This is a genomic window from Sphingomonas sp. ACRSK (genome assembly GCF_022346685.1).
Taxonomy (GTDB): domain Bacteria; phylum Pseudomonadota; class Alphaproteobacteria; order Sphingomonadales; family Sphingomonadaceae; genus Sphingomonas; species Sphingomonas molluscorum.
Genome location: NZ_JAKRNR010000028.1, coordinates 1 through 24,959, shown reverse-complemented (window position 1 = coordinate 24,959; position 24,959 = coordinate 1). Strand labels below are relative to the sequence as shown.

General features: G+C 65.4%; 21 protein-coding genes and 2 pseudogenes. 15 read left to right on the top strand and 8 right to left on the bottom strand.

Annotation, left to right across the window (positions count from 1 at the left end):
* The first annotated feature begins 183 nt into the window (after nt 1-183).
* Together MHZ35_RS14240 and MHZ35_RS14235 are read left to right on the top strand one after the other, a co-directional pair.
* Nucleotides 184-1,107 carry a GGDEF domain-containing protein gene (locus MHZ35_RS14240; protein ID WP_239436248.1) on the top strand — a complete coding sequence of 308 codons (924 nt, stop codon included), beginning with the start codon at nt 184-186 and terminating at the stop codon, nt 1,105-1,107.
* A complete protein-coding gene (locus MHZ35_RS14235) occupies nt 1,104-1,304 on the top strand; it encodes a hypothetical protein (protein ID WP_042490936.1) in 201 nt (66 codons plus the stop codon). The genes MHZ35_RS14240 and MHZ35_RS14235 overlap by 4 nt, the downstream gene beginning before the upstream one ends.
* Before the next feature lie 10 nt (nt 1,305-1,314).
* On the opposite strand, the gene MHZ35_RS14230 is transcribed toward MHZ35_RS14235, so the two are convergent.
* Entirely contained in the window at nt 1,315-1,650 is a 336-nt protein-coding gene (locus MHZ35_RS14230; protein WP_061781011.1) for a response regulator, read from the bottom strand.
* 174 nt (nt 1,651-1,824) lie between these two features.
* On the opposite strand from MHZ35_RS14230, the gene MHZ35_RS14225 reads away from it, so the two are divergent.
* Together MHZ35_RS14225 and MHZ35_RS14220 are read left to right on the top strand one after the other, a co-directional pair.
* Nucleotides 1,825-2,427: an HWE histidine kinase domain-containing protein gene (locus MHZ35_RS14225; protein ID WP_239436247.1), complete on the top strand. Its 603-nt coding sequence runs from the start codon at nt 1,825-1,827 to the stop codon at nt 2,425-2,427.
* 149 nt (nt 2,428-2,576) lie between these two features.
* Entirely contained in the window at nt 2,577-3,023 is a 447-nt protein-coding gene (locus MHZ35_RS14220; protein WP_239436246.1) for a globin domain-containing protein, read from the top strand.
* A gap of 129 nt (nt 3,024-3,152) precedes the next feature.
* Here MHZ35_RS14220 and MHZ35_RS14215 read toward each other — a convergent pair whose 3' ends face one another.
* Together MHZ35_RS14215 and MHZ35_RS14210 are read right to left on the bottom strand one after the other, a co-directional pair.
* Nucleotides 3,153-3,476, bottom strand: coding sequence for a hypothetical protein (locus MHZ35_RS14215; RefSeq protein ID WP_125946574.1), 324 nt, complete (start codon nt 3,474-3,476; stop codon nt 3,153-3,155).
* Nucleotides 3,477-3,584: 108 nt separating this feature from the next.
* A complete protein-coding gene (locus tag MHZ35_RS14210; protein WP_061781008.1) occupies nt 3,585-5,051 on the bottom strand; it encodes a helix-turn-helix transcriptional regulator in 1,467 nt (488 codons plus the stop codon).
* A 170-nt stretch (nt 5,052-5,221) separates the two neighbouring features.
* Here MHZ35_RS14210 and MHZ35_RS14205 point away from each other — a divergent pair, with 170 nt between their 5' ends.
* From MHZ35_RS14205 to MHZ35_RS14180, 6 genes are all read left to right on the top strand, one after another.
* Nucleotides 5,222-5,623: a YsnF/AvaK domain-containing protein gene (locus MHZ35_RS14205; protein WP_239436245.1), complete on the top strand. Its 402-nt coding sequence runs from the start codon at nt 5,222-5,224 to the stop codon at nt 5,621-5,623.
* The gene (locus MHZ35_RS14200) at nt 5,610-6,236 is read left to right on the top strand and encodes an OmpA family protein (RefSeq protein ID WP_239436244.1); all 627 of its coding nucleotides are present in this window, start codon (nt 5,610-5,612) and stop codon (nt 6,234-6,236) included. The genes MHZ35_RS14205 and MHZ35_RS14200 overlap by 14 nt, the downstream gene beginning before the upstream one ends.
* Before the next feature lie 35 nt (nt 6,237-6,271).
* On the top strand, nt 6,272-7,120 hold the full coding sequence (locus MHZ35_RS14195; RefSeq protein ID WP_239436243.1) for a DUF2382 domain-containing protein: 849 nt from the start codon (nt 6,272-6,274) through the stop codon (nt 7,118-7,120).
* Between the two features lie 97 nt (nt 7,121-7,217).
* Entirely contained in the window at nt 7,218-8,561 is a 1,344-nt protein-coding gene (locus MHZ35_RS14190; RefSeq protein ID WP_239436242.1) for a mechanosensitive ion channel, read from the top strand.
* Entirely contained in the window at nt 8,558-8,926 is a 369-nt protein-coding gene (locus MHZ35_RS14185; protein WP_239436241.1) for a hypothetical protein, read from the top strand. The genes MHZ35_RS14190 and MHZ35_RS14185 overlap by 4 nt, the downstream gene beginning before the upstream one ends.
* A gap of 135 nt (nt 8,927-9,061) precedes the next feature.
* Nucleotides 9,062-10,372, top strand: a complete 1,311-nt coding sequence (locus MHZ35_RS14180) for a cation:proton antiporter (protein ID WP_239436240.1) — start codon at nt 9,062-9,064, stop codon at nt 10,370-10,372.
* A gap of 50 nt (nt 10,373-10,422) precedes the next feature.
* Here MHZ35_RS14180 and MHZ35_RS14175 read toward each other — a convergent pair whose 3' ends face one another.
* The 3 genes and pseudogenes from MHZ35_RS14175 to MHZ35_RS14165 all read right to left on the bottom strand — a co-directional run.
* Nucleotides 10,423-11,265: an Abi family protein gene (locus tag MHZ35_RS14175; RefSeq protein ID WP_239436239.1), complete on the bottom strand. Its 843-nt coding sequence runs from the start codon at nt 11,263-11,265 to the stop codon at nt 10,423-10,425.
* A gap of 779 nt (nt 11,266-12,044) precedes the next feature.
* Nucleotides 12,045-12,608, bottom strand: coding sequence for a recombinase family protein (locus MHZ35_RS14170; RefSeq protein ID WP_239436238.1), 564 nt, complete (start codon nt 12,606-12,608; stop codon nt 12,045-12,047).
* 415 nt (nt 12,609-13,023) lie between these two features.
* Nucleotides 13,024-13,230 (bottom strand): annotated as a pseudogene (locus tag MHZ35_RS14165) (integrase core domain-containing protein); the annotation flags it as partial.
* A gap of 259 nt (nt 13,231-13,489) precedes the next feature.
* On the opposite strand from MHZ35_RS14165, the gene MHZ35_RS14160 reads away from it, so the two are divergent.
* The 4 genes from MHZ35_RS14160 (at nt 13,490) to MHZ35_RS14145 (ending at nt 22,467) form a co-directional block, all read left to right on the top strand.
* Nucleotides 13,490-14,881 (top strand): 2OG-Fe(II) oxygenase family protein, encoded by a 1,392-nt coding sequence (locus tag MHZ35_RS14160; protein ID WP_239436237.1) that lies wholly within the window; start codon nt 13,490-13,492, stop codon nt 14,879-14,881.
* 88 nt (nt 14,882-14,969) lie between these two features.
* Nucleotides 14,970-17,759, top strand: coding sequence for a M14 family metallopeptidase (locus MHZ35_RS14155; RefSeq protein ID WP_239436236.1), 2,790 nt, complete (start codon nt 14,970-14,972; stop codon nt 17,757-17,759).
* A gap of 181 nt (nt 17,760-17,940) precedes the next feature.
* Nucleotides 17,941-20,994: a TonB-dependent receptor domain-containing protein gene (locus tag MHZ35_RS14150; protein WP_239436235.1), complete on the top strand. Its 3,054-nt coding sequence runs from the start codon at nt 17,941-17,943 to the stop codon at nt 20,992-20,994.
* Between the two features lie 18 nt (nt 20,995-21,012).
* Entirely contained in the window at nt 21,013-22,467 is a 1,455-nt protein-coding gene (locus MHZ35_RS14145; RefSeq protein WP_239436234.1) for an amidohydrolase, read from the top strand.
* A gap of 87 nt (nt 22,468-22,554) precedes the next feature.
* Here MHZ35_RS14145 and MHZ35_RS14140 read toward each other — a convergent pair whose 3' ends face one another.
* Together MHZ35_RS14140 and MHZ35_RS14135 are read right to left on the bottom strand one after the other, a co-directional pair.
* Nucleotides 22,555-23,547: a FecR family protein gene (locus MHZ35_RS14140; RefSeq protein WP_239436233.1), complete on the bottom strand. Its 993-nt coding sequence runs from the start codon at nt 23,545-23,547 to the stop codon at nt 22,555-22,557.
* Nucleotides 23,544-24,047 carry an RNA polymerase sigma factor gene (locus MHZ35_RS14135; RefSeq protein ID WP_239436232.1) on the bottom strand — a complete coding sequence of 168 codons (504 nt, stop codon included), beginning with the start codon at nt 24,045-24,047 and terminating at the stop codon, nt 23,544-23,546. The genes MHZ35_RS14140 and MHZ35_RS14135 overlap by 4 nt, the downstream gene beginning before the upstream one ends.
* A 310-nt stretch (nt 24,048-24,357) precedes the next feature.
* Between MHZ35_RS14135 and MHZ35_RS14130 the strand changes: the two are divergent.
* Nucleotides 24,358-24,959 (top strand): annotated as a pseudogene (locus MHZ35_RS14130) (hypothetical protein); the annotation flags it as partial.

Sequence of the window (24,959 nt, the reverse complement as noted above, 5' to 3'; positions counted from 1 at the left end):
GTCCTCCTCATCTTGCAGCAACAGCGCAGCGTTGCCCCGCTTGGATGGGAAGGAAAGGACCTCAGCTAAACCACAACCGGTTCAGTGGCCGGCACGTCCCCGAAATGGGGCGTGCCGCCGGCTGCACGGGAACACTTGGGACGGGAATGAGCTTGGAGAACCTTTTGACCGAGTAGGACATGCGTGAATAGTCATCTGCCTGTCGGCCGCCTCGCCGATCGCCTTCATTCCCTGCCGCGTGAGCGCGCCTGGTTCGCGATTCTCCTCAGCGTCACGGCGCTGGCGCTGGCGAACGCGCATTTTCCCCGGATTGGTCTCGCGCCGCTCTATATGCCGATCGTCTGCGCCGCCTGCTGGGCGCTGGGAAGCCGTGCTGGCTATCTGGTGGCGATCGTCGCGGCCGTTCTCGCCGTCGTGCCGCATCTCGCCGAACTTCCAGGGCTCTCCCCCGCCCTGCTCGGGGCAAGGATGGCCGTGCGCGCCGTCACCTATGTTATCGTCGCCGCCATTGTTCTCAGCTTCCGCCGGTCCTTTGATCGGGAGCACCACCTGGCGGTGCGTGACCGCATGACCGATGCGCTCAACAAGGAGACGTTCCGCGAGCGCGTGATCCATCGTCTCGATCTAGCGGTGCCTGCCCGGCAAACCTTCCTGCTCACGATCCTCGATCTCGACGATTTCAAGGGCATCAATAACCGCCACGGCCATGTTGCCGGCGACGAGGTGCTGCGCGCCTTCGCGCAGGGCGCACGGAAGACCATCCGGCGCGAGGACGATTTCGGCCGGATCGGCGGCGACGAGTTCGCCTTTTTGCTTCCCGTCCATTCGGCCGAGGAAGGGGTGTATTTCGCCCGCTCGCTCCACAAGCGCCTGTCATCGGTTCTGGCCGACACGTCTCATCCGGTGACGTGCAGCATGGGCGCGCTGCTGATTCACCCTGATACCCCGCGTGACGAACCCTCGTTGATGCACGCGGTCGATCAGCTCATGTACGCGGTCAAGCGCGCCGGGAAGAACGCCGTGGAGATCGGCCGCGCAATGACCGATCGAGACCGGGACACCCTTGTTCCGTCAAGGCTCCGGGTTCCCATCGAGGCATGTCTATGACGAACGACGACACAGCCCTCTCGCTTATGAGGATGGCATTGGCCCAACTGGATCGGAGCGGCCGAGGCGCGACGGCCACCGCCGTCCATTTGCAAGCCGCGATCGACGCCGCGACCGGAGCCGGCCCGATGCAACCCGGCGAGCTGCTGGACGACGAGGGGGCGTTTCCTTTTGAGCCTCTTGCATCGCGTCAGTGAAGCAGCCCTGTTAGGCAGGGTTGAGCGCGCCAGAAAGCGCCCCGATCAGCAGCTCGCGCGAAGCGGGCTTGTGGAAGGTCGGGCGTGAGGCGTGGGCAGCCGGGATCATGCTGGCCGCACCCGTGGCGAAGATGAAGGGCACGCCACGACGGTCCAGTTCGTCCGCGATCGGGAACGAGGTTTCGGAGCCAAGTTGCACATCGAGGCTGGCGACATGAGGCGACGAGTCCAGCGCCGTCAGGGCGTCCCGCACACAATCGACAGGGCCGACAACTTCCGCGCCTGCTTCGGTTATTATCTCGACCAGCGTGGCCGCGACCCAATAATCATCTTCGACAACCAGCACGCGAAGGCCGCTGATCCCACCTTGTGTAGTCATGTCGCACCAAGCACTTACGCAGCCGTCCCACCGACCAGCGCAATAACGCGGCGTCTGGCTCTGTGCTCCACGCGGACGTGCAAAATGTTCGTCCTGGGCTCCCGATTGCTCTAAGTAGCCGGGTAGGGGGCACGTAGAGTTATGGTCGATACTGAAACCCGGATTCGTGAGCTTGAGCATCGGTTCAGGAACATTTTCACTGTCGTTCGTTCCCTTGTCAGCCAGAGCTTGCAGGCGGCCGATTCGATCGAAGACGCCCGATCTTCCATTGACGAGCGATTGGAGGCGCTGGGCAACGCGACCGAGCAGCTTCTATCCCACAACTGGCAGGCGGCGCCCCTGCCCGCGCTGGCGGAAAATGCGCTGGGCCACTTCACCCTCTACGCGGAGCGGCTTCGCCTCGACGGCCCCACGGTCATGATCGGTCCCAGGGCGGCGATGACGTTGACCCTCGCCTTTCACGAGCTGGCGACGAACGCGATCAAATATGGGGCCCTGTCCAATGAGGCGGGCACGATCGAGCTGACATGGAAGGTGCTGGATTCGGGCACCGAAGCCGAGCTTTGGATGCAATGGGCCGAACGGGGTGGCCCGCCAGTCGTCAGGCCCGAGCGGCGGGGCTTTGGGTCGCGGCTGATATGCACGGCCGTGAGCCGCAGCTTGCGCGGCCGTGCCGAGATGGAGTTTCCCGCCTCGGGCGTCGTGTGGACCTTGCTCGCTCCTCTGGCTGCGGTCGAGCTATGATCGAATGCGGATATGGGATACCCCGACGCTAAGCCTTGGGTTCATCGCGCATGCCTGTCTCTCCGGCCCACGCTCCTTGCTCGATCGGGTCCCTCTCGCCACTTTGATCGTCTCTTTTGTCAGGGTCCTGAAATCCGGAGCACGTCTGTATGTCCAAACCGCTTTCCCCCGAAACAATGGCTTTGGTAAAAGCTACGGCGCCTGCGCTCCAGCAGCACGGCGTGGAGATTACCACGCGCATGTATCAGCGCCTGTTCGTCGATCCGGAGATCAAGGCGCTGTTTGACATGGCCGCGCACGAATCCGGCGCGCAGCCCAAGCGGCTCGCGGCGGCGATCCTCGCCTTTGCGCAGAATGTGGACAAGCTCGACGTGCTGAAACCCGCGATCGAGCGCATCGCCGCGCGCCATGTCGAGACCCATATCAAGCCCGAACATTATCCTGCGGTCGCCAACGCGCTGCTGCCGGCGATCCGCGACATATTGGGCGAGGCGGCAACCGATGAGATTCTGAACGCCTGGGGCGAAGCCTACTGGTTCCTGGCCGATATCCTTATCAACCGTGAGGCGCAGCTCTACCGGACTGAGGCGGCATGATCGCCGCATCGGGCCGCTCCTCCCGCTAGGACACTGACTCCTCAGCGCCCGCCAGCCCCATCACGGCGGTAAGGCACCGGCCTTCATTGGCCGAATGGACAGGCACAAGAGAGACGAACTCATCGCCATTCACTCCTGAACACCGTTAGCGAGCTTGACGAGCTTCATCTGCACCTTCTCAAGATCGGCAATGGCCTGATGATCTTCGATCGACCAACCCTCACCTTTTGGCCGTTTCGGCCCCTTTTGTAATCGACCGATGATTGAGGCGGCCTCGTAGACCTCCTGCACGCCGCCATGACCGCCCAGATCAAGCCGGTGCGCGATTGTCGTGAGCCGATCCACGAAGTTCGTGCGGGCCGCCGGCCCGCTCTGGTGCGCAAGAGCGGCAGGCCCTGCCTTCAGAGCCGTGGCGAGAACATCCAATGCATCATTATATGGGGTATCTGGCATGATAGCTGTCCTTCTTTGCTTTGCCGATCCCCTCGTGAGTGACTCATGGTCTCCGGCTATTGCTGTTGAAGACCATTACTGGATTGCGGCCGCACGGTTGCATTTGTTTTAGGCAAAGCCACGTTCCCGAGCCCAAGCAATGGCTGCGGCGCGCCGATTGACACCGATCTTTCCGTAGATGCCGGCAACGTGGTTTCGCACCGTGTTTCCCGAAAGCGACAAATGCTTCGCGATCACCTTGTCGTCCAGGCCCTCGCAGATAAGCCCCAGCACCTCACGCTCACGAGGCGTCAGGTCGGCGGTCTCAGTGGCGGTTTCGGCGCGCGGATTACGCAGGGTTGCGAGCTTGTCCATCACGGTCCGGCTAAACCAGCTTGCATCCTTCATCACCGCTTCGATCGCGTCGGCCAGCTCCAGCTCGCTTTTCCGCCGCGCCGTGATATCTTGATAAAGCCATAGCGTGCAGCGGTCGCCCCTGATCTCCATGCGCTCGGCCGAGAGGAGGCAGTCGACCGGTTGCCCGTCTGCATCGATCAGCCGGACGTCGCGGTTGCGCACGCCCCCGCTTCGATCCAGCTCCTGCTGCACCTCCTCACGCTGCGCCGGATCGGCCCAAAGCTCGGGATCGCCGGCGGCTCTGCCGATCGAGCCGGCCGAGCTGCGACCAGTGAGGCGAACGAACGCGTCGTTCACGTCCATTGTGCGGTGGCTGTCGGGCGAAGTCAGCACCATCGCCACGGGCGCCATCTCAAACAGGGTATGAAAGTGTGTCTCGCTCGATCGAAGCGCCCGTTCGGCTTTCCGGCGGGGCTCCAGATCGGCGAAGGTAAACAGCATGCACTTGTCGTCGCCGACTTCGATCGGCTGACCGGCGATGATGACGAGCTTGGTATTGCCGTCCGGCAGCGGCAGCTCCGCTTCCATCTGCGGGATCGTCCGGCCTTCCGCAAGGCACTGCCTGGCATAGTCCTTTCGCTCGGCACCGTTGAGAATGTCGAGATCGTAGAGGCTGTTCCCTTGGACCACCTGACGGGGGTAGCCGGTCATTTCGAGAAAGCCGCGATTTGCCCGGCTAAATCGCTGATCCGAGAGCCGCATAATGAGCGCCGGCGCGGGGTTGGCCTGGAACATGGCCTCGAACCGCGCCTCCGCTTCATACTGTTCGGAAACGTCCTGAATCACGAGCGCGAGGCAGTCCGGCTCTTCGTCGTCCCCGGTCATCACGACGTCGCGCACCCGATGGGTCCAACGACGTTCATCGCTGCCGGCGGCACTCACCTCCACCACCAGGTCCGGGAAGCTCTCGCCCGCCAACATGCGGATGACAGGATATTCGCGGTTGGCGAGCCGGTGCCCGTTGCGGAACCGGAGCGCGAACCGCTGCGCATAGGTGTCGGCGTTGCCACCGAGCCCTTCGAGCTTGTTGACGCCGTGCATCGCCAGCGCAGCATCATTGGCCCAGATGATCGTTCCGGCCAGGTCGATCAGGATGACGCCGGCCGTCATGCCGCCAATCAATTGTTCGAGGTGGGTCAACGTGTCGCGTGCGAGAACACGGGAGAGCGGATTGGCCATGCCGGTAGAGCGCCGCGCCATAGGATGATGTTCCTCGCAGATAATGAACGGCTCGGCGAGAACTACTGCACCGGTAGTAGCAAACTACCAGCTCGATCAACCCGGAAAGAGTTAGCTCCGGGACACTTTAAAGGTTCGGCGGCGTTAGGTGGCAAAGCTGAAGGACAGGCATGCCCGACGACATTCGCCTACCGATCATTGAGGAGGAGGCGCACGTTACCAAACGTGCGACCGACGTCGAGCATGTCACGGTCCGCACCGTGCCCGAGCAGGAGCAGGTCGTTGTTCGTGACGAGGTTCGGCGCGAGCACGTCGAGATCAGGCGCGTAGCGGTCGAACGCGAGGTCGATCGAGCCCCCGCTGTCCGTGAGGAGAACGGCGTCACCATCATTCCCGTGATCGAGGAGCGATTGGTTGTCGAGAAGCGGCTTTTCCTCGTCGAGGAGGTCCACATCTTCCGGTCGGCGGTGGCGGAGGCGGTCGAGCTGCCGACCACGCTCAGACGCACCCGCGTCGACGTCGACCGCACTGATCTCACCAAAACCCAGGAGGATGTTCATGGCAGGACCTAATGATGACAGGCCGGAAGGCGCGCCGAGTCACATCCATATCGAGAAGAACAAGGGCTTCAACTGGCTCCCCTGGTTGCTGCTTGCGCTCGGGATTCTGGCGTTGCTGTTCGCTCTGAGCCGCTGCAACCGTGAGGACACCGCTGCTGTCGCTCCCGCTCCCACGGCCACCCCGACCGAGGTGGTCGCGGCAACCCCGAACGCCGGGTCCGCTGACGCGCTGGTCGGCACGTCCGGTCTCGGCACCTATCTGGCCGGCACGGAGCCGCTTCCCCGCACCTTCACCTTCGAGAAGCTCAACTTCGACACCGCCAAGAGCAATATCCGACCCGCCGATGCTGCCGAGGTGAACGAGGTGGCCGCGACCCTCAAGCAATATCCGAACGCCCGAATCCGCATCGCCGGCTACGCCGACGCGCGCGGCACCGATGCAGCCAACATGGCGCTCGGCAAAGCTCGTGCCGATAGCGTCAAGTCGGCGCTGGTCGCGCAAGGGATCAACGCCGGCCGCATCGAGACAGTCTCCGGCGGCGAGACTGATCCGGTTGACACCAACGCTACCGCTGGCGGTCGCTTCGAGAACCGCCGCACCGAACTCGTCGTGACGGCGAGGTAAGTCGCCAATCCGTTTTCAATCGCAGGAGTAAGATCATGTCCAGCACCATCACAGCCCTGTTCGACAGCCGCGCCGACGCCGAGGCAGCCAAGGACCGGCTCAAGAGCGCGCGGGTCGATGCCGACCACATCCACATTCACGACAAGTCGAGCGCCGGCTACAAGGAGATCGGCTATTCGACCCATGAGGACCGCGGCTTCTGGGACTCGATCAAGAACGCGTTCGTCCCCGATGAGGATCGCCACACCTATGAGGAAGGCGTGCGCCGTGGCGGTGCGCTGCTGACCGCCGACGTCGATGACGATTGCATCGATGAGGCGGTGCGCGTGCTCGAAGAGGCCAACTCGATCGACATCGACGACCGTTCGAGCCAGTGGCGTTCGTCGGGCTGGGATTATCCGGCCGCCGGTGCCGGTGCGACCGGGGCCGCTCTCGGCAGCTTCGACCGTCGCGAGACCGCCGGCCACAAGGCCGAGCAGGAAGAGGTGGTCCCGATCGTCGAGGAGCAACTGGTCGTCGGCAAGCGCGACGTCAGCCGCGGCGGGGTGCGCGTCCGCTCCTATGTGACCGAGACGCCGGTTCACGAGCAGATTCGTCTCCGCAACGAGCGCGTCAACGTGGAGCGCCGTTCGGTCGATCAGCCGCTCTCCGCGGCCGATACGGACGCCTTCCGCGAGCGGACGATCGACATGACCGCGACCGGCGAGGAAGCGGTGGTTGGCAAGACCGCCCGCGTCGTTGAGGAGGTCGTGGTCTCCAAGACGGCCGAGGAGCATGTCGAGGAAGTCGACGACACCGTGCGCCGTACCGACGTCGAGGTCGACCGCGACACCGACGTCGAGACCCGCGGCTCGACCTTCCGCGACACCGACAAGCGTATCTAGTCGGTGGAGCCCGGCGCAGGTGAGAGCCTGTGCCGGGCTCACATGCTTTGCCAACAGGGAGACGGCGATGAACCCGAACTATGTGACAGCGGACGGCATGGTCGCCGGCACCCGCAACTTCGGCGACACCGCCGTTCTTTACCTACAGGAGTGGGGGCCGCGCGTTCTTGCCGCGGCCGTCATCCTCCTGATCGGCTACCTTTTGGCGAGGGCCGCCAAGTGGGGCGTCGCCGCGCTGGTCAACAAGACGCCGCTGGCGCGTCACGCGCACCGGCAGTCCGGTATTCCCGAGACGGGCCGCAACCCCAAGAGCGTCGGTGCCCAGGTCGGTGATGCGGCCTTCTGGATCGTGATCCTGATCGCGCTCGTGCTTGCCGCTCAGCCGCTTGGCCTGGCCGCTGCCACCAGCCCGGTCGGCCGAATGCTCAACCAGTTCGGCGCCGCCATCCCCAACATCATCGGCGCAGGGCTGATCTTCTTCGTCGGCTACATCGTCGCCAGCGTCGCCAAGAAGGCGGTGGAGGCGGTGCTGACAGCCGCCCGCACCGAGCAGCTCGCCGAACGCGCCGGGATGGCCAAGGCCGATCCCACGACGCTGCCGCGGATGGTCGGCGGGATCGTCTTCGCGCTCATCATTATCCCGGTCGCGATCGCCGCGCTCGATCAGCTCAACATCCGCGCAATCTCCGATCCGGCGACCGCGATGCTCCGCATCATCCTCGACAGCATCCCGCACGTTGTCGCAGCCGCGATCATTCTCGCGCTCGCCTATGTGATCGGCCGGTTCGCGTCGCAACTCCTCAGCCAATTCCTGAGCGGCACCGGCTTCGATCGCACGATCAGCGCGCTCGGCGTGTTCCCCTCAAGCACGACGCCGGCGGCCGGGGTTCCGTCAACTTCCGCAGGGGCCTCCGCGACGCCAGGGCTAGTGCCATCCAAGCTGCTGGGTAACGCCGTGTTCGTCGCCATCATCATCTTCGGCCTGATGGAGGCGTTCCGGCAACTCAACTTCGCCTACGGCTCGCGCATGATGGCGGAGATCCTGACCCTGCTCGGCTCGGTCGTTTTCGGTGCCGTCATCATCGCCGCAGCCATCGCCATCGCAAAGCTGGTGTCGACGGTCGTGCGCGCGGGCGGCGGGGCCAATGCCGAGCTGACCGCGAAGATCGTGCACGTTGCGATTATCGTGCTCGGCACCGCCATCGGCCTGCGCTTCATGGGTCTCGCCGACGACATTATCAATCTCGCCTTCGGCCTGATCCTGGGTGCCATCGCTGTCGCTTTCGCGCTCGCCTTCGGTCTCGGCGGACGGGATGCCGCTGCTAAGCTCGTTCAGCGTCTCAGCGGCTCGGCCGCAACACCCCATCCGCCGATCGCGCCGCAGTCGAGCACCACCCTCCGTCCGGGCAGTTCGACGCCGAGCGAGGAACCGCAGTCATGAGACGAGGGCTACGCCTCCAGCTCGTCGGGCTGGCACTGATCGCGTTCGTGGGGGCCTGTGACGGCCCCCGCGAGGATGCCGGCGAGCAGGCCGACGCCAACGCAGGTGTCGTATCGAGCGAGGATACGATCGAGAAAGGGCCGGCGGAGCGGACGGGGGAAGCCCAGGATCGTGCCGCTTACAGTCTGAACGAGGCGATCGAAGCACGTGCGGACGCCGCCGAGGACCAGGCGGACGCCGTTCGCAGCGAAGCCGATCAGCGGGCGGATGCCTTGGAAGAAGAAGCCCGCAGGGTTCGCGCGACTGCCGAGAAGAAGGCGGATGCGACGGAAGATCGTGCTGACGCAATTCGGCAGCGACAGTAACAAAGGCCCGCAAGAGGTCTCGCGTAATGAACTGGGAGCCAGGCTGTGTTCGGTCCCTGTCTGCTCATTCCGCCAGGCTGATGCGACATCCATCTGAAGCGCTCGGAACGCGCTACTGCCTGGAGAGCGGCGCAGGTGCCCAGCTTTTCATCGCCTGAACCCTATATCCTCTGGCTGACAGGTGCCGGAGTCCTGATCGCCCTCGTAGCATGGCTGCCGCTTGCGTTGAAACGATTGCCGCTGTCGCTGCCGATCATCTGTATCGGGATCGGAGCCGCGGTCTTCTCGTTGCCGGCTGTGTCGCTGCGGCCTTTGCCGCTGTCTTACGCCGACATCACCGAGCGCTTCACCGAGTTCATCGTTATCATCGCGCTGATGGGCGCAGGCCTGAAGCTGGATCGCGTATTCAGCTGGCGCCGATGGAATGTGACCTGGCGGCTGCTTGCGGTCACGATGCCCCTCAGCATCGCGGCGATCACGGCGATCGGAGGCTGGGGCTTGGGCCTGTCATGGATCGCGGCGCTTCTGCTTGGGGCTTGCCTCGCTCCCACTGATCCCGTGCTCGCGTCAGACGTGCAGGTCGGTCCTCCCAAGACCGGAGAGGAAGATGAGGTGCGCTTCGGTTTAACGTCAGAAGCGGGCCTGAACGACGGTTTTGCCTTTCCGTTCGTCAACCTCGCTATCGCGCTGGGCATTTCGGCGAGCACCGGAGAGCCTTGGGCGCGCGAATGGGTGTTCCATAGTGTTTTGTGGGAAATCGGCGTGGGTGTCGTCGGCGGTTGGTTGATCGGCCGCCTGTTCGGCTGGCTGACCTTTCACGTGCCAGCGGAAACCAAGCTGGCTCAGACCGGGGATGGCCTGATCGCCATTGCCGCGACTTTCGTCTCCTACGGCGTGACCGAGCTGCTCAACTGCTACGGCTTTCTGGCTGTCTTCATCACCGCATTGACGCTTCGCCGCTCGCATCGCGATCATGAGTTCAACCGCGAGATGCACGACATCACCGAACAGGTGGAGCGCATCGGCATGATGGTGCTCCTGATCCTGTTCGGTGGTGCGCTGGTCAGTGGGCTCCTTCAACCGATTGGTTGGGTAGATGTACTGGCCGCTGCGATCATTATCCTCGTCGTGCGGCCCGTTACCGGCCTGATAGGGCTTGCCGGTTTGCGGGCAGACCTCTCCGAGAAGATGACCCTTGCCTTCTTTGGCATCCGCGGTGTCGGCTCCTTCTATTACCTGGCTTATGCGCTGAACCACGTTGAGCTTGCCGGAGGCGAGCGGCTGTGGGCCATCGTAGGATTGGTGGCGCTGTTTTCCATCCTCCTCCACGGGCTGACCGTCACGCCGGCTATGCGTCTCCTAGACAAGCTACAGGGACGCGATCCGGATGCCGACCTGCCGCCGCCAGGATTGAAAGGCCCTGCGGCGGATACAGAGCGAGCTTAGGTTGCTGGTGTCATAACCGGAGGGTTTTGACCGCCAAGGACAGGGGAGCCTCAAAGCCACAAGGGCCTAGCTACCCAGCCTTGGGGAAACCCCATTGCCGCCAGATCGCCCGTTGGGTGTTGGGCGAGCAACGCCGTCAGCTCCTCCCGCCAGACCGATGCCGGTGCGACCTGCCTCAACAGGTAAACGATGAGGACCAGGGCGTTGTAGAGCTGGGCTGGAGCATGGGCTGCGGGCGGTTCAAGCGTGCTGACGAGGGCCGCCGGCTTGAAGGGCACCCGCATGCGCAGCAAAAAACCGCGGTTCCAAAGCCGGGCATGATGCGCGCAGCTGTTTCGGATCGTGGAGAGATGTTTCAGGAGCGGCACCATCACTGTCTCGTGAAGACCAAGGGGCTTGGCGATGGCGTTGCGCAGCGCCCGATCGTCGAGCAGCGCATACCATCGGGAGAGCTGCCCGAACGACATCATCTCCGCCACCATCCACACCGGCGGCATTGCCGGCGTGCTGTAGGTCCGGCGGTAATGGTCGATGTACGTCTCGGGCGAGCTTGCTACGTCGTTGGCCAAGCGGGTCAGGTTGTCGCGGTACTTACCCGGATGATGGTAGAGCGCCGCATCGAGATAGCCATGGGGTCCAAATCGCTGCGCCAGCTCGTACGCCCAGCTACCCCGTACAGCGACTTCTATCCGCTCGATCGCATCGAGCACTAGCAGCCGAAGGCGGCGGTCAAAATCGTACAGGGCGGTGACGGTATCGAAGCTGGTGCCCGGTAGGAAACGGGGGCCAGGATTGCCCTTGGGATATTCGAAGGGCAGCCAGTAGGCGCTCAGGCGGTAGTAGCTGACATGGCGTAACCAGTGCTCCGCCCGCGCCATGTCGGGGATCGCCATGCCTTCGGCCTGGAGATGTTGGAGTTGCTGCGCGATCGTCGTCGCGGGTTTTGTGAAAGGGCGTGGCACCCATCCTGCTTAGCAGGGCAAAAAAAGACCCGCCAAGTGTGCATACCCTTGCGGGCAGAGGCCTGGCGGGTTCGATTGCCCCCGAGATATGAGCGAAAACCCAACAAAGCAATAAGGGCCGGCCCGTTTTCGGCGGACCTGGCGGCAGCTACGATCTAGCCGCTCTTCACCGAAGCCAAGCATAGAACGCTGGGCCGCTATCGAGCATGCTGAGTGGAGTGGGTGTGATCCATTCGGCCCCCAGGGGGGGATATGGACCGTAGAACAGGTCGCCGAGGGCGCGTCGGTAGTGCGCGTTCCTCCATCGCCGGCGCCGATGCTCGGGACCGTCATGGATCATGTGGCACCGCTGGCAGAGTGCCGCCAGCTGGTGGAGCGCGCTTTCACTGGGATCGTGGTTGAGGTGCGCACAGGCTAGCACCACCGGGGTCCAGGCACCGTGCAACAGGATGTTCTCTGTCGGCCGTCGCACGCGTCGACCTTGGCCGTTGCGCCAGCAATGCCGTTTCCGGTCCCACCATCGTCCATCTCGAAGATGGAACACCCTCTGCCCATGGGGGCGCCCGCAATGCTCGCAGCAACCCCCTGCCCGCACGAAGCGCACGTGGTGCGAAAGTTGCGGCCAGTCGATCGGGTATAGGAACACATGCTCGGGGCGGATTGGCATCAGGCCTCCCCCTCCGGCGCGTCGGGCTGCGGAGTGGTCAGCATCACGGGGTCAATGCCGCGGCAGTCAGCGCCCGGTAGAGCGTGGCATGGTGGCACTTGAGCAGCTTGGCGGCTTCGCGCACCGATGTGCCCTCGCTCACCAACCGTTCGCCGAGTGCGATCTGATCCGGAGTGAGCTTGGGTGGGCGGCCGAAGCGGACTCCTCTCGCCTTAGCCGCCACTCGCCCGCTGCTGGTGCGCTGGTGGATTAGCTCGCGCTCGAATTCGGCGATGCCAGCGAACACGGTCAGCACCATGCGGCCCGCAGGCGAGGTCGTATCCGCCCAGGGCTCGGCGAGCGAGCGCAGGCCGGCACCGGCTTCTTTCAGCTTCTCGGCAATGTCGAGCAGGTCACGGGTGGAGCGTGCCAGTCGGTCGAGCCGCGTCACCACCACCGTGTCATCGTCGCGCAGTTGCTCGATCATCTTGGTCAGCTCGGGCCGGTCACGCTTCGCGCCCGACACCTTCTCTTCGAACGTCCGCTTGCATCCGGCCTCCTTCAAAGCGGCGCGTTGCAGCCGGAGATCTTGGTCGTCGGTGGACACACGGGCGTAGCCAATTAGCATGTCGCAAAACTGTATCAGAACCCTGAAGTTCTGCAACCGACTTTTGCGACACCAGCACACGAGAGAACACGAGCGTCGCGGGCGCTGTCGCGAAAGTTAGGATATTTGCGACGGCCGACAATTTCTATCCTGCGACCCCCACGGCCTCATTCCTCAAGCCTGCCTGTGCGAGCCTCCTTCTTCGACTTATCCCATTCCTTCTTGGGGTCCGGTGAGAGGATGGTCAAAATCGTACGCTAAGCTCGGCGACCGTCCCGATTGGGATCGAGTTTCGGGACTGCCGTTGCCCAAGGGCAGCACCAGAGTGACTGCTCCTGCCCCTTGTGATGCCTACGTAACAAGTCTTATCGTATAACGAGCATGTGCAGCAGTGGGCCTGCCTAGTGATCTGGCCCCCCCGTTTCGCCGGACGGATTTAAGCGGTTGCAGAAACCAGTGCGCGATGCTCGCGCGGCGAACGCATTTTGAGTCCTGAGTGCGGGTGGTTGTCGTTGTAGTCCTCGATCCATCCGGCCAGCGATGTCAACGCGGTGAGCGCATCGGGCAGAGGCGAGACGCGGACGTAATCGCGTTTGAGCGTGTGCACGAAGGCCTCGGAGATGCCGTTGGACTGCGGGCGCCGGCAATGTTCGCACCGCCCCTTGGCACGGGTGAACCGGACCAGGTCCGACAACTCGCGCCAGTCGATCGGATACAGCCAGCGATGTTCGCGCGCGATCGGCATGGCCTTGTTCATGAGTCGCGCGCCGGCGGAACGAAAGCGCAAAAGCCCACTGATTCAGATAATTCATCACAGACCGGCAAACCGGTCGCCGGCACGATGCTACGCCACGGCACCTTTGGCATCGACGTGGCTCGCCGGGTGTCGTTACATTCCGATCGTGACCACCAATGTTCCACCGCCCGACTGGGCCGCACAAGCAGCCGCGCTGAAGGCGGCGGGCGACCTGCCCGGTGCCGCCCGCGCCTATGCCCGCGCCGCGGCCGCGCGGCCGAATAGTGCGGTTGCGGAGCATAATCTGGCCTCCACGCTCGGCGATCTTGGGGATTTTGCGGGGGCTGTGGAGGCGAGTGGGAGGGCCTTTGCGAAGGGCGGCGAGGCACCGGAGACGTGGCTGGTCCATGCCCGCGCGTTGCAGGGGCTGGGCCGGCTCGATGCGGCGGAGGCAGCGTTCGCACAGGCGCTGCGGCGCCGCCCCGATTATGCGGTGGCGCATCGCGACCTGGCGCAACTGCGCTGGATGCGCAGCGCCGATCCCGCCGCGGCGATGCGCGCGCTGAACGCCGCACCCGACACGCCCGACCTTGCCCTGGTCCGCGCGGCCGTGCTGCTCGCTTCCGGCGATGCACATCGCGCGCTGGCGGTGACCAGAGCCGCGCTGGCCAAAGCCGCACCGGTCATGCCCGCGCTGCACCTGATGGCTGCCGGTCTGGCCGGGCGGATCGGCGATCCTGCGGCGCAGCTCGCCCATGCGACGGCCGCGCTTCAGGCGGCGCCCGGGTCGGCCGACGCCGCACGCGCGGCGGTGGAGGCGTTGCTGCACCTCGACCGCGTGGCAGAGGCCAGCGCACTCGCCGCGCGCATCGTCGCCGCGCACCCGGACGATCAGTCGGCTTTGTCGCTGCTCCACACCGCATGGCGGCTGGCGGGCGATCCGCAGGCCGGCGCGCTGGACGACCCCGCGCTCGTTTCCGCCGGGATCGTCGACACGCCTGAAGGCTGGCGCGATCGCGCGACGTTTCTCGCCGACCTTGCCGACGCGCTTGCCGCGCTTCATGCCTGGCACACCCACCCGCTCGAACAGTCGCTGCGCCATGGCAGTCAGACGCAGGTGGACCTGACCCGCGTCGACACGCCGGCCATTCGCGCGCTGTTCGCCACGCTGGAACAGGAGATCGACCGCCGGGTCGCGGCGCTCGGCCATGGCGACGATCCGGTGCGGCGCCGCAATACCGGCCGCTGGCGCTTTGCCGGTGCCTGGTCGGTGCGGCTGCTGCCGGGCGGTTTCCACACAGATCACGTCCATCCCGCCGGCTGGCTGTCGAGCGCCTTCTACGTCGCGCTGCCCGATGCGGTCGCGCGTGAGCCGGAGGGGTGGCTTGCCTTCGGTCGCGCGGGCATCCCGCTGGCCCGCCCGCAGGAGCCGATACGGCACGTCCGGCCGCAGCCCGGGTTGCTGGCGCTGTTTCCGTCATGTCTTTGGCACGGCACGGAGCCGTTCGGCGGAGAGGCCGCGCGGCTCACGGTCGCCTTCGACGTGGTACCAGCGTGAAATAAAATCACTGATTGGAGGTGCGGTCGGGCACGATCCGTGCGTCATGGGTGAAAACGAACACATGATCGATCGGGGGATTGAAGCGATGAAACCTGCGTTCCTGCTCGGCGCCGCGGCGCTGGCGCTTTCCGTCAGCATCCCGGCGCAGGCCGATTCGATCACCCCCAAGGCGCCCGGCGCCATCCCCTCCCCGGCCGAGGCGTTTCCGACCGAGCCGGGCAGCGATTATTATCTCGCCAATTACGACGCGTACGAAAAATACCTGAAGTCGCTCGCCGCAACGTCCGACCGGATCAAGCTGGTCGACATCGGCAAGTCCGCGGAAGGGCGGACCATGTGGATGGCGATCGTGTCGTCGTCGGCGAACCTCGCGAAGCTCGACCAGTATCGCGACATCGCCCGCCGCCTCGCCAAGGCGGACGGGGTGAGCGAGGACGAGGCAAAGGCACTGGCCGCGCAGGGCCGCGCGGTGGTGTGGATCGACGCCGGGCTGCACGCGACCGAGACGGTGACGACGCAAAGCCAGATCCACGTCCTCTACCGCATGCTGACCGGCCAGGACGCGGAAACGAAGCGCATCCTGGACGAGACGATCGTATTGTTCGGGCAAGACAATCCCGACGGGCTTCAGCTCGTCGCGGACTGGTACATGCGCAACAAGGATCCCAAGGACCGCGAATTCCGCACCATTCCGCGATTGTACCACAAATACGTCGGTCACGATAACAATCGCGACAGCTTCATGTCGCAGATGCCCGAGACGACGGCGATGAACCGCGTGTTCTTTCGCGAATGGTTTCCCCAGATCATCTTCAACCAGCACCAGACCGGGCCGGCCGGCATGGTGGTCTTCGTTCCGCCGTTCCGCGATCCCTTCAACTACAATTACGCGCCGCTCGTGATGAACGAGCTGCAGGAGGTCGGCGCGGCGATGCACAGCCGGCTGGTGGCGGAAAACAAACCGGGGTCGGGTGCGCGGTCCGTGGCGCCTTATTCCACCTGGCACAACGGCATGGTCCGTTCGATCGCCTATTTCCACAATTCGATCGGGCTGCTGACCGAGATCATCGGCGGGCCGACGCCCGAGAAGATCCCGCTGATCGCCGACACCCAATTGGCGCGCAACGACGAAACGCTGCCGATCGCGCCGGGCGACTGGCATCTGCGCGACAGCCTGGAATATCAATGGTCGCTCGACCGCGCGGTGATGGATTATGCTGCGCGCAATCGCGAGCGGCTGCTGATGAACATCTGGCGCATGGGCAACCAGGCGATCGCCCGCGGCAATAGCGACAGCTGGACGGTGACGCCGAAGGACGTCGACGCGCTGAAGGAAGCCGGCAAGGCGAACAAGGCGGACGAGGGCTATGTCGGCTACAACAGCCGAGCGCGCGAAGGCATGGTCGCACCGGACCTTTATGCCAAGGTGCTGCACGATCCCGCCCGGCGCGATCCGCGCGCCTATGTCCTGCCGCCCACGCAGCGCGACATGCCCACCACCATCGCGTTCCTCAACACCCTGCTGAAGAACGGCGTCGACGTGGAGCGCGCGGACGCCGCCTTTACCGCAGGGGGCAAGCGCTATCCCGCCGGCAGCTATGTGGTGCGCACCGCGCAGGCGTATCGCCCGCACGTCCTCGACATGTTCGAGCCGCAGGATCATCCGCACGATGCGGAATATCCCGGCGGTCCGCCCAAGGCACCCTATGACATCACCGGCTACACCCTCGCCTATCAGATGGGCGTGCAGTTCGACCGCGTGCTGGATGCGGTGCCTGCGAAGCTGACGCCCGTCACGGCGGACCTGCTGTCGCCTCCGCTGGGCCGCGTGCTCGGGTCGGGCAATGCCGGCTGGATCGTCGGGCACGAAACCAACAACGGATTTATCCTCACCAATCGCCTGTTGAAGGCGGGCGTGCCGGTGTCGTGGATCACCGGCGCGACCAGCGCAGGCAGGGTAAAGATGGCGCCGGGTGCGCTTTGGATCCCCGCCTCCCCGCAGGCCGCGTCGATCATCGCCGAGGCCGCACCGCTTGGCGTCGACGCCTACAAGGTCGCGCGCGCGCCCACCGGCGCCACGGTTGCCCTGAAACCGGTCCGCGTCGGCCTGGTCGATCGCTATGGCGGCGTCATGCCGGCCGGCTGGACCCGCTGGCTGCTGGAGCAGTACGAATTCCCGTTCCAGGTCGTGTACCCGCAGGAGATCGACGCCGGCAACCTGAACGCCCGCTACGACGCCCTGGTCTTCGCGGACGGCACGGTGCCGGTGACGCGTGGCGGTGCCTATCCGGGCGGCTATCGCTACGCCATGCCCGAGGCAAAGGACATTCCGGCCGATTACCGCGGCTGGCTGGGCGAGGTGACGCGCGACAAGTCGCTGCCGGCGATCCAGGCGTTCGCAAACGCAGGGGGCACCGTCATCACCGTGGGCAGCGCCAACACGCTGGCGTCCATGCTCTCGCCCGCGATCACCCCCGCCCTGGTGACCAAGCGCGCCGACGGCACGCTTGCCGCGCTGGACCACAAGGAATTCTACATCCCCGGATCGCTGATCGCGGCGCGGGTCGACAATACCAAGCCGCTCGCCTTCGGCATGACGCCGGAAGTCGACATGTTCTTCGACGAAAGCCAGCCCTTCGTCCCCGCGGCGGGCGCGACCCCGATCGTCACCTTCGACAGCACCACCCCGCTGCGCAGCGGCTGGGCCGTGGGGCAGGAGAAGCTGAAGGGCACGGTGGCGGTCAGCCAGGTCGACCTTGGCCGCGGCAAGCTGTTCGCGATGGGGCCGGAGGTGACGCAGCGCGCGCAGCCCTATGCGACGTTCAAGCTCCTGTTCAACGGCCTGCTGTACGGGCCGGCCAGCGCAACCAGATAATGCCGATGCGTCAGCAATGATGCCAAAATGGTGCCGAACACGACACCGGCGCCATTTTATTGCGTGATATACAATATCATTGGAACTTTTTTACTCATATCAGGTGAGGTCACGCTGAACTCCTGCGTCTCCCGACATGACAGCCGCCCGCAACGAGGTGGCGCATCCAGGGAAATCGACCATGAACCAGCGTCTCACCTCGCGTTGCATGCGCCGCGCGCTCCTCGCGGCCGGTACCGCCCCGCTCGCCCTTCTTGCCGCCCAGGCTTCGGCGCAGGTGTCGGTGCCGACGGACGAGAACCCGCCCGCCGCGGTGGTCGATGCGGCCGCGCAGGACCCCGCCGGTCCGCCCCCGCCCGCCGACGACATCGTGGTGACCGGATCACGCATCGCGCGCCCCGATTACGTCTCCAACTCGCCCATCGTGTCGGTCGGGCAGGCTGCGATCGAGAACACCGGCCGCGTCACGGTGGAAAGCACCCTCACCCAATTGCCGCAATTCTCCGGCGCGTTCGGCCAAGCCAATGCCGGCTCCACCTCGACCGGCCTCAATGGCGGCCAGGCCTATGCCTCGCTGCGCGGCCTGGGATCGAAGCGCACGTTGCTGCTGCTCGACGGCCGGCGCATCCAGCCGTCGAACCCCGACGGTTCGGTCGACCTCAACATCATTCCCGAGGCGCTGATCGAGAATATCGAGGTCATCACCGGCGGTGCCTCCACCACCTATGGCTCGGATGCGACCGCGGGTGTCGTGAACTTCCGGCTGAAGCGCAATTTCAAGGGACTGGAATTGTCCGGCCAGACCGGCGTCAGCGACTATGGCGACGGCAACACCTATCGCATCACCGCCACCGCCGGGTCGCGCTTCGCCGACGATCGCGGCAGCGCAGTGCTGTCGGTGGATTATACCAAGCGTGATCGCGCCATTCAGGCAAAGCGCGATTATTACGCCTTCCGCCAGTCGACGCCGGGCCTTTCGACCATTCCGCAGGGCAACACCATCTTCGGCGCCAATACCCCGACGCTTGCCGCGGTGAACGCGGTATTCGCCGGATACGGCGTGCCCGCGCTGACCGGCAATGCCGCTGGCCGCTACACCGGGCAGATCGGCTTCAACACCGACCAGACGCTGTTCTCCACCTCCGGCGTGCCGGTCTACAATTTCCGCGATCCGCAGACGGACGAGGCGTATATCGTCAACTCCGGCACCAATTCGCAGCAGATCAACTTCGGCTACAACGGCGGTTCGCTTCAGGCCGATCTCGAACGCTGGTCGATCTTCGGCAAGGTGGATTACGACCTCAGCGATGCGGTGAAGGCGTTCGTGCAGGCGACCTACACCACCTATACCTCGCTCGGCGTCACCAACCCGACGCTGGCGTCCAACGTGTACGGCCTGTCGGTTCCCGTCACCAACCCGTTCGTCACGCCGGCCTTCCGCTCCATTCTCGCATCCCGCCAGACGCCGAACGCGCCTTTCACCTTCTACAAGGCGTTCAGCATCCTGGGGCCGCGGCTTCAGGGCTATGACTATGACGTGTGGCAGGTCACGGCCGGCCTCTCGGGCAAGATCGGGGTAAAGGACTGGACCTGGGACCTGTACGGCTCCACCAGCCAGGCCAAGTTCCAGAACGAACAACGCGGCGGGGCCAGCGCATCCGCACTGTCGCGGCTGCTCAACTCGCCCACGGGTGGCACCGAATTGTGCGCCGGCGGGTTCAACCCCTTCGGCAACGTCACCCCGTCGCAGGCGTGCATCGACTATATTTCGCGCCGCACGCTCAACACCAACGAGCTGAAGCAGCGCACGGTGGAGGGCAACATCCAGGGCGGGCTGTTCAGCCTGCCCGCGGGTGAGGTCCGCTTCGCCGCGGGTGCCGATTACCGCTACAATTCCTACGGCTTCGAACCCGATTCCGCGCTCGCCCAGCCCGACGGCACCAGCGACATCCTTGGCTATAGCGTGCTGCGCCCCGCCTCCGGCGCGGTCAACACCAAGGAGGTCTATGGCGAGCTGCTGGTCCCCGTGCTCAGCGACATCCCGCTGGTGCAGCAGTTCGACCTCGATCTCGGCTACCGTTACTCCAACTACAATTCGGTCGGCGGGGTCCACGCGTACAAGGCCGATGCGACGTGGAAAGTGTTCGACGCGCTGCGGCTGCGCGGCGGGTACAATCGCGCGATCCGCGCACCCAGCGTGGGGGAACTCTATGCCCCCGTCTCGACCGGATCGGTCGGGATCGGCACCGCAACCGCGACCACGACCAACGGCGATCCGTGCGACGTGCGCTCGTCCTACCGCCGCGGCGGGAATGCGGGGCAGGTGCGCAGCCTGTGCCTGGCGCAGGGCATTCCCAATGCGATCATCGACAGCTACCAACTCGGCACCGCGCAGGTCTTCGCGCTGACGGGCGGCAATCCCGACCTGAAGGAGGAAACCGCCGATACCTATTCGGCGGGCGCGGTGATCCAGTCGCCGTTCGGTGGCATGATGCGCAACCTGTCGCTGTCGGTCGACTTCTACAAGATCAAGATCAGCGACGCGGTCGGCCCGCTGTCGGTCGGTCAGGCGTTCCAGTTCTGCTACAATTCGGGTGGCAACAATCCGACCTTCAACCCGAACAATTATTATTGCTCGCTGATCACCCGCAACCCCGCATCGGGCGTGCCGGTTAATCCGCAGCAGCCGCTGCTGAACCTTGGCACCTACAATGTGCAGGGCATCGATTTCCAGTTCGACTGGCGGTTCGGGTTGGACGAGCTGGGGCTGGGCGGCGATCCGGGATCGATCGCGCTCAACGCGGCGGTGAGCTATCTCGACAAGTTCGAGGTGCAGTCGATCGCGGGGGCGCCGACCTATGATTACGCCGGGTCGATCGGCATCGGCGTCGAAAGCACCGCGGGCATCGCGCATCCGCGCTGGAAGTCGATCACGTCGCTGACCTACACTTTGGGCCAGGCCAGCCTTGGCCTGCGCTGGCGCTACATCGACAAGATGATCAATTCGGCCAAGGTCGTCTCGCCCACCAGCACGACGCGCGGGGTGGACGCGTACAACGTCTTCGACCTCAACGCCCGCTTCGACATCGACGACAGCACTCAATTCCGGCTGGGCGCGACCAACCTGTTCAACCGGAAACCGCCGCAGGTCGGCGATACCGAGGGCAATTACGACGCGCAGAACTACGACGTGATCGGCCGCTATTTCTTCATCGGCGCGACCAAGAAGTTCTGATCGGGAAAGGCATCAACCATGAAGACTGTATCCCTGTTCGCCGCGGCCCTGTCGGCCGTATCCGCCCCTGCCCTGGGCGAACCGCTCGCTGCTGCGGACAGCCAGCAGGTGCTCGCCAACGTGGTCGCCAACGAAAGGGCGATCGGCGACACCGCGCTCCAGATCTGGAACTATGCCGAGGTCGGCTACAAGGAGACGCAAAGCACCGCGCTGCTGCAATCGCGGCTGAAGGCAGCGGGCTTCACCGTGCGCGCCGGTGTGGCGGGCGAACCGACCGCCTTTGTCGCCAGCTTCAAGTCGGGTGACGGCCCGGTCATCGGCGTGCTGGCCGAATATGACGCGCTGCCCGGCTTGTCACAGCTCGCCCAGCCGACCCGTGCACCGGGCACCGGTCCCGCGGGGCATGGCTGCGGCCACAATCTGTTCGGCGCCGCCAGCACCTATGCCGCGATCGCGGTCAAGGAATGGATGGTGAAGAACAAGGTTGCGGGCGAGATCCGCGTCTATGGCACCCCGGCCGAAGAAGGCGGGTCGGGGAAGGTGTACATGGTGCGCGCGGGCCTGTTCAACGATGTCGACACCGTGCTGCACTGGCATCCGGGCAACGCAAATTCTGCGGTGCAGGGCCCGTCCATGGCCAACATTTCGGGCAAGTTCCGCTTCCACGGCAAGTCCGCGCATGCCGCGGGCAATCCCGACAAGGGCCGCTCCGCGCTCGACGGGGTGGAAGCGATGGACGCGATGACCAACCTGATGCGCGAGCACATCCCCGACCGCACCCGCATCCATTATGTCATCACCAAGGGCGGCAAGGCGCCCAACGTCGTCCCCGACGAGGCGGAAGTCTATTATTACGTTCGCCACACCGATCCGCAGATCGTCAAGGACACCTGGCAATGGGTGACGCAGGCGGCGCAGGGGGCGGCCCTGGGTACCCAGACCAAGGTGGACTGGGAAATCACGGGCGGCGTCTATTCGCTGCTGCCCAACGCCGCGTTGATGGCGGTGATGGACCGCAGCCTACACACCGCCGGCACGATCAGCTGGACGCCCGAGGAAAAGGCGTTCGCCACCACCCTGCAGAAAAGCATGACCAACCCGCCCTCGATCGACAGCGTCGGCACCATCGTGCCCGCGGTGATCGCGGACGATGCGCTTGGCGGATCGACCGATGTCGCCGACGTCAGCTGGACGACGCCCACCGTTGGCCTGTCCACCGCCACCTTTATTCCCGGATCGGCGGGGCATAGCTGGCAGAACGTCGCCGCGGCGGGCAGCAGCATCGGGGTGAAGGGGGCGGTGCTCGCCGCCAAGACGCTGGCACTCACCGCCGCGGACCTGTTCCGCAATCCGGCGACCATCGCCGCGGCCAAGCAGGAATTCGCCGCCAAGCGGGGCGCAAACTTCAAATACCAGGCGATGCTCGGCGACCGGCAACCGCCGCTAGACTATCGCGACGCGGCCGGCAGCTAAGAGGACATCGGATGGTGGTGTGGGCCGAGGCCGCGATCCGCACCACCACAAAGAACCGTCGTTGCGTGCGGTGCTGCCTGATGCCCGTCAGCGCGCGGCGAGCGTCACCGATGCGTCGTCGCGGGCCACGATCCGCGCCATGCCGGTTGCGGTCAGTGCGGCGATCAGCGCATCGTCGCCGTCGGCGGTGCGCAGCGCGCCGCTATAGGGCTGCGCCGCCAGCGCCGCATCGCGGATCACCAGCCGGCGCGCATGGTAACGGTTGAGCGTTTCCGCCACCTGACCGAGCGGCACCGCGGCGAACACCAGTTGCCCGTCGACCCATCTGCTTTCGTCATCGGCGCCCGTGGTGACCGACAGGCGCCCCTGCCCCACCGTCAGCACCTCGCCCGGCGACAGCGTCCGCGTGCCGGCCGGCGCCGTGACCCGTACCGACCCTTCGGTCAGCGCCACCACATTGTCGGTGCCGCGACGTTCGACCGAGAAATGTGTGCCGAGCGCGGTCACGCTGGTGCTGCCGACGGTGACGACGAACGGGTGCGCCCGGTCCTTGGCCACCGCAAACATCGCGCGGCCTGCCTCCACGGACACCCGCCGCGTGGCACCGGGCACCGCGACCTCGGCCCGCGATTGCGCATCCAGCGTCATGCTGGTGCCGTCGGGCAATCGCACGGTCCGGATTTTGCCGGTTGCGGTCGCATAGCGCGTCGGTGCCACATCTGGCTGCGGCGTGGTTGCTGTGCCCAGCCCGACGATCCCCGCGGTTCCCACCGCGGCCACCACTGCCGCGGCCGCAGCCAGCCGCCACATGGCGGCACGCCGCGCGCCGTCGTACGGCGCCTGCCGCGGCGATCCGATGCCCAGCGCCTCGCGTCGCAGCGCGGCAATCGCGGGGTCGTCGGCCATGTCGTCCAGCGCAGCGCCGGTCCGGACCACCTGGTCCCACGCTGCGGCGTGCGCCGCATCGGCACGGAGCCACGCATCGAACGCGGCGACATCCGCGTCCGATGGCGCGCCGGCATGGACGCGCGCGTACCAGCGCGCCGCAGCTGCGACGGGGTCAGCCGAAGCGTCGTTCAACAATCGAGCGTCGCCACCAGGATGCGAATGGCCTTCATGATATGCTTTTCCACGGCGCTGACCGATATTCCCATGTGTCGGGCGATCGCCGCGTAGCTCATCTCCTCGAACCGGTGAAGCACGAAGGCCTGCCGGGTTCGGTCGGGCAATGTGCCCACCGCGGTGACGAGTTGCTGCAACCGTTCCTTGCCATGGAGGACGCGCTCGGGCGAGCATACCTCAACGGGATGATGATATTCTTCCAGCGGCACGTGGCTGGATCGCGCGCGCACCTTGTCGCGGCGGGCATGGTCAGTCAGCACGCTGCGCGCGACCTGGAAGACATAGCCTTCAAGATTGCCGACCGGCAGCTCGCCCGCGCGCAGGTGCATTCTGAGCGCGACCTCCTGCACCAGATCGTCGATCTCCGGCGGAGCGGCGTGCTTGGCGACGAAACGCCGGATAGCGGGCAAAAGCGGCATCACCGCCTCGCTCAGGCGCGCCGTGTGGCCCCGTTGCATGTTTCCGATCAGCAAAGCTGCTTGTCCCCCGACAACAGTTCCCCCCGGCCTGCCAGCCCCATCGCTCTCCCGTCATGCTTCTGTCACGAAGCAGTCGATCATGCCGCATCCGGCACGTCAACCGCGCAACTGCGACGCCGGCTTGTTCAACAGCAATCGGTTGTGCAGGCGTGTCCTGCGCGGCACAATCGCGCGGGGAACGCGGGGTCGGTTCGGGAAGCGGGCCCGGGCGGATATCGGCAAGAGGGGGTTGGGCGTGGGCGCGTCCAAGGCTGCACGATGCGGATCACGATACCTGCGACCGGCCGTCGTGGGGTGCTCGCTCGTCCTGCTGGCGCCGCCCTGCCCCGCCGCGGCGCAGTCGAGCCCCTCCGCCGAGCCCGCCGGCATGGCGCTTGATCGCCTGCTGTCGCGGATCGCGACTACGGGGGGATATCAGATCCTGTTCGACCCGCGGCTGCTGGCCGGTCGCCGCCTGGCGCAGCCGATCCCGCGCGGCCTGTCGCCGCTCGATGCGATGAAGCGTGCGCTGGACGGAACCGGGCTGCGCCTGCGCGAGGTGTCACGCGGCGTGCTGGTGGTGGAGCCGTCGCCCGACCCTGCCGTGCCCCTCGCGGAACCCGCCGCGATCAACAGCGACATTGTCGTTACCGCGCTGCGCCGCCCCACGCTCCTCGCGCGGACTCCGGCCGCGGTGCGCGCCATTCCAGGCGCGGTGCTGGAGGAACGGCGCATCTTCGACGGGCGCACGCTTGCCCGCCTGCTTCCCGAACTCGTGCAGATCCCCACCGGTGCATTGCAGCGCCGGCTGACGCTGCGCGGGGTCAGCGGTACCGGGGAAGTGACGGTCGGCACCTATTTCGGCGAGACCCCGGTCGCCGGGCCATCGGGCACCGCCTTCGACGCCGGCGC

Bases quoted from the DNA above. Each gene is read 5' to 3' on its own strand.
- MHZ35_RS14235 (WP_042490936.1), top strand. From the start codon at position 1,104: ATGACGAACGACGACACAGCCCTCTCGCTTATGAGGATGGCATTGGCC.
- MHZ35_RS14225 (WP_239436247.1), top strand. From the start codon at position 1,825: ATGGTCGATACTGAAACCCGGATTCGTGAGCTTGAGCATCGGTTCAGG.
- MHZ35_RS14220 (WP_239436246.1), top strand. From the start codon at position 2,577: ATGTCCAAACCGCTTTCCCCCGAAACAATGGCTTTGGTAAAAGCTACG.
- MHZ35_RS14215 (WP_125946574.1), bottom strand. From the start codon at position 3,476: ATGCCAGATACCCCATATAATGATGCATTGGATGTTCTCGCCACGGCT.
- MHZ35_RS14210 (WP_061781008.1), bottom strand. From the start codon at position 5,051: ATGGCCAATCCGCTCTCCCGTGTTCTCGCACGCGACACGTTGACCCAC.
- MHZ35_RS14205 (WP_239436245.1), top strand. From the start codon at position 5,222: ATGCCCGACGACATTCGCCTACCGATCATTGAGGAGGAGGCGCACGTT.
- MHZ35_RS14200 (WP_239436244.1), top strand. From the start codon at position 5,610: ATGGCAGGACCTAATGATGACAGGCCGGAAGGCGCGCCGAGTCACATC.
- MHZ35_RS14195 (WP_239436243.1), top strand. From the start codon at position 6,272: ATGTCCAGCACCATCACAGCCCTGTTCGACAGCCGCGCCGACGCCGAG.
- MHZ35_RS14190 (WP_239436242.1), top strand. From the start codon at position 7,218: ATGGTCGCCGGCACCCGCAACTTCGGCGACACCGCCGTTCTTTACCTA.
- MHZ35_RS14185 (WP_239436241.1), top strand. From the start codon at position 8,558: ATGAGACGAGGGCTACGCCTCCAGCTCGTCGGGCTGGCACTGATCGCG.
- MHZ35_RS14175 (WP_239436239.1), bottom strand. From the start codon at position 11,265: ATGGCGATCCCCGACATGGCGCGGGCGGAGCACTGGTTACGCCATGTC.
- MHZ35_RS14170 (WP_239436238.1), bottom strand. From the start codon at position 12,608: ATGCTAATTGGCTACGCCCGTGTGTCCACCGACGACCAAGATCTCCGG.
- MHZ35_RS14155 (WP_239436236.1), top strand. From the start codon at position 14,970: ATGAAACCTGCGTTCCTGCTCGGCGCCGCGGCGCTGGCGCTTTCCGTC.
- MHZ35_RS14150 (WP_239436235.1), top strand. From the start codon at position 17,941: ATGAACCAGCGTCTCACCTCGCGTTGCATGCGCCGCGCGCTCCTCGCG.
- MHZ35_RS14145 (WP_239436234.1), top strand. From the start codon at position 21,013: ATGAAGACTGTATCCCTGTTCGCCGCGGCCCTGTCGGCCGTATCCGCC.
- MHZ35_RS14135 (WP_239436232.1), bottom strand. From the start codon at position 24,047: ATGCAACGGGGCCACACGGCGCGCCTGAGCGAGGCGGTGATGCCGCTT.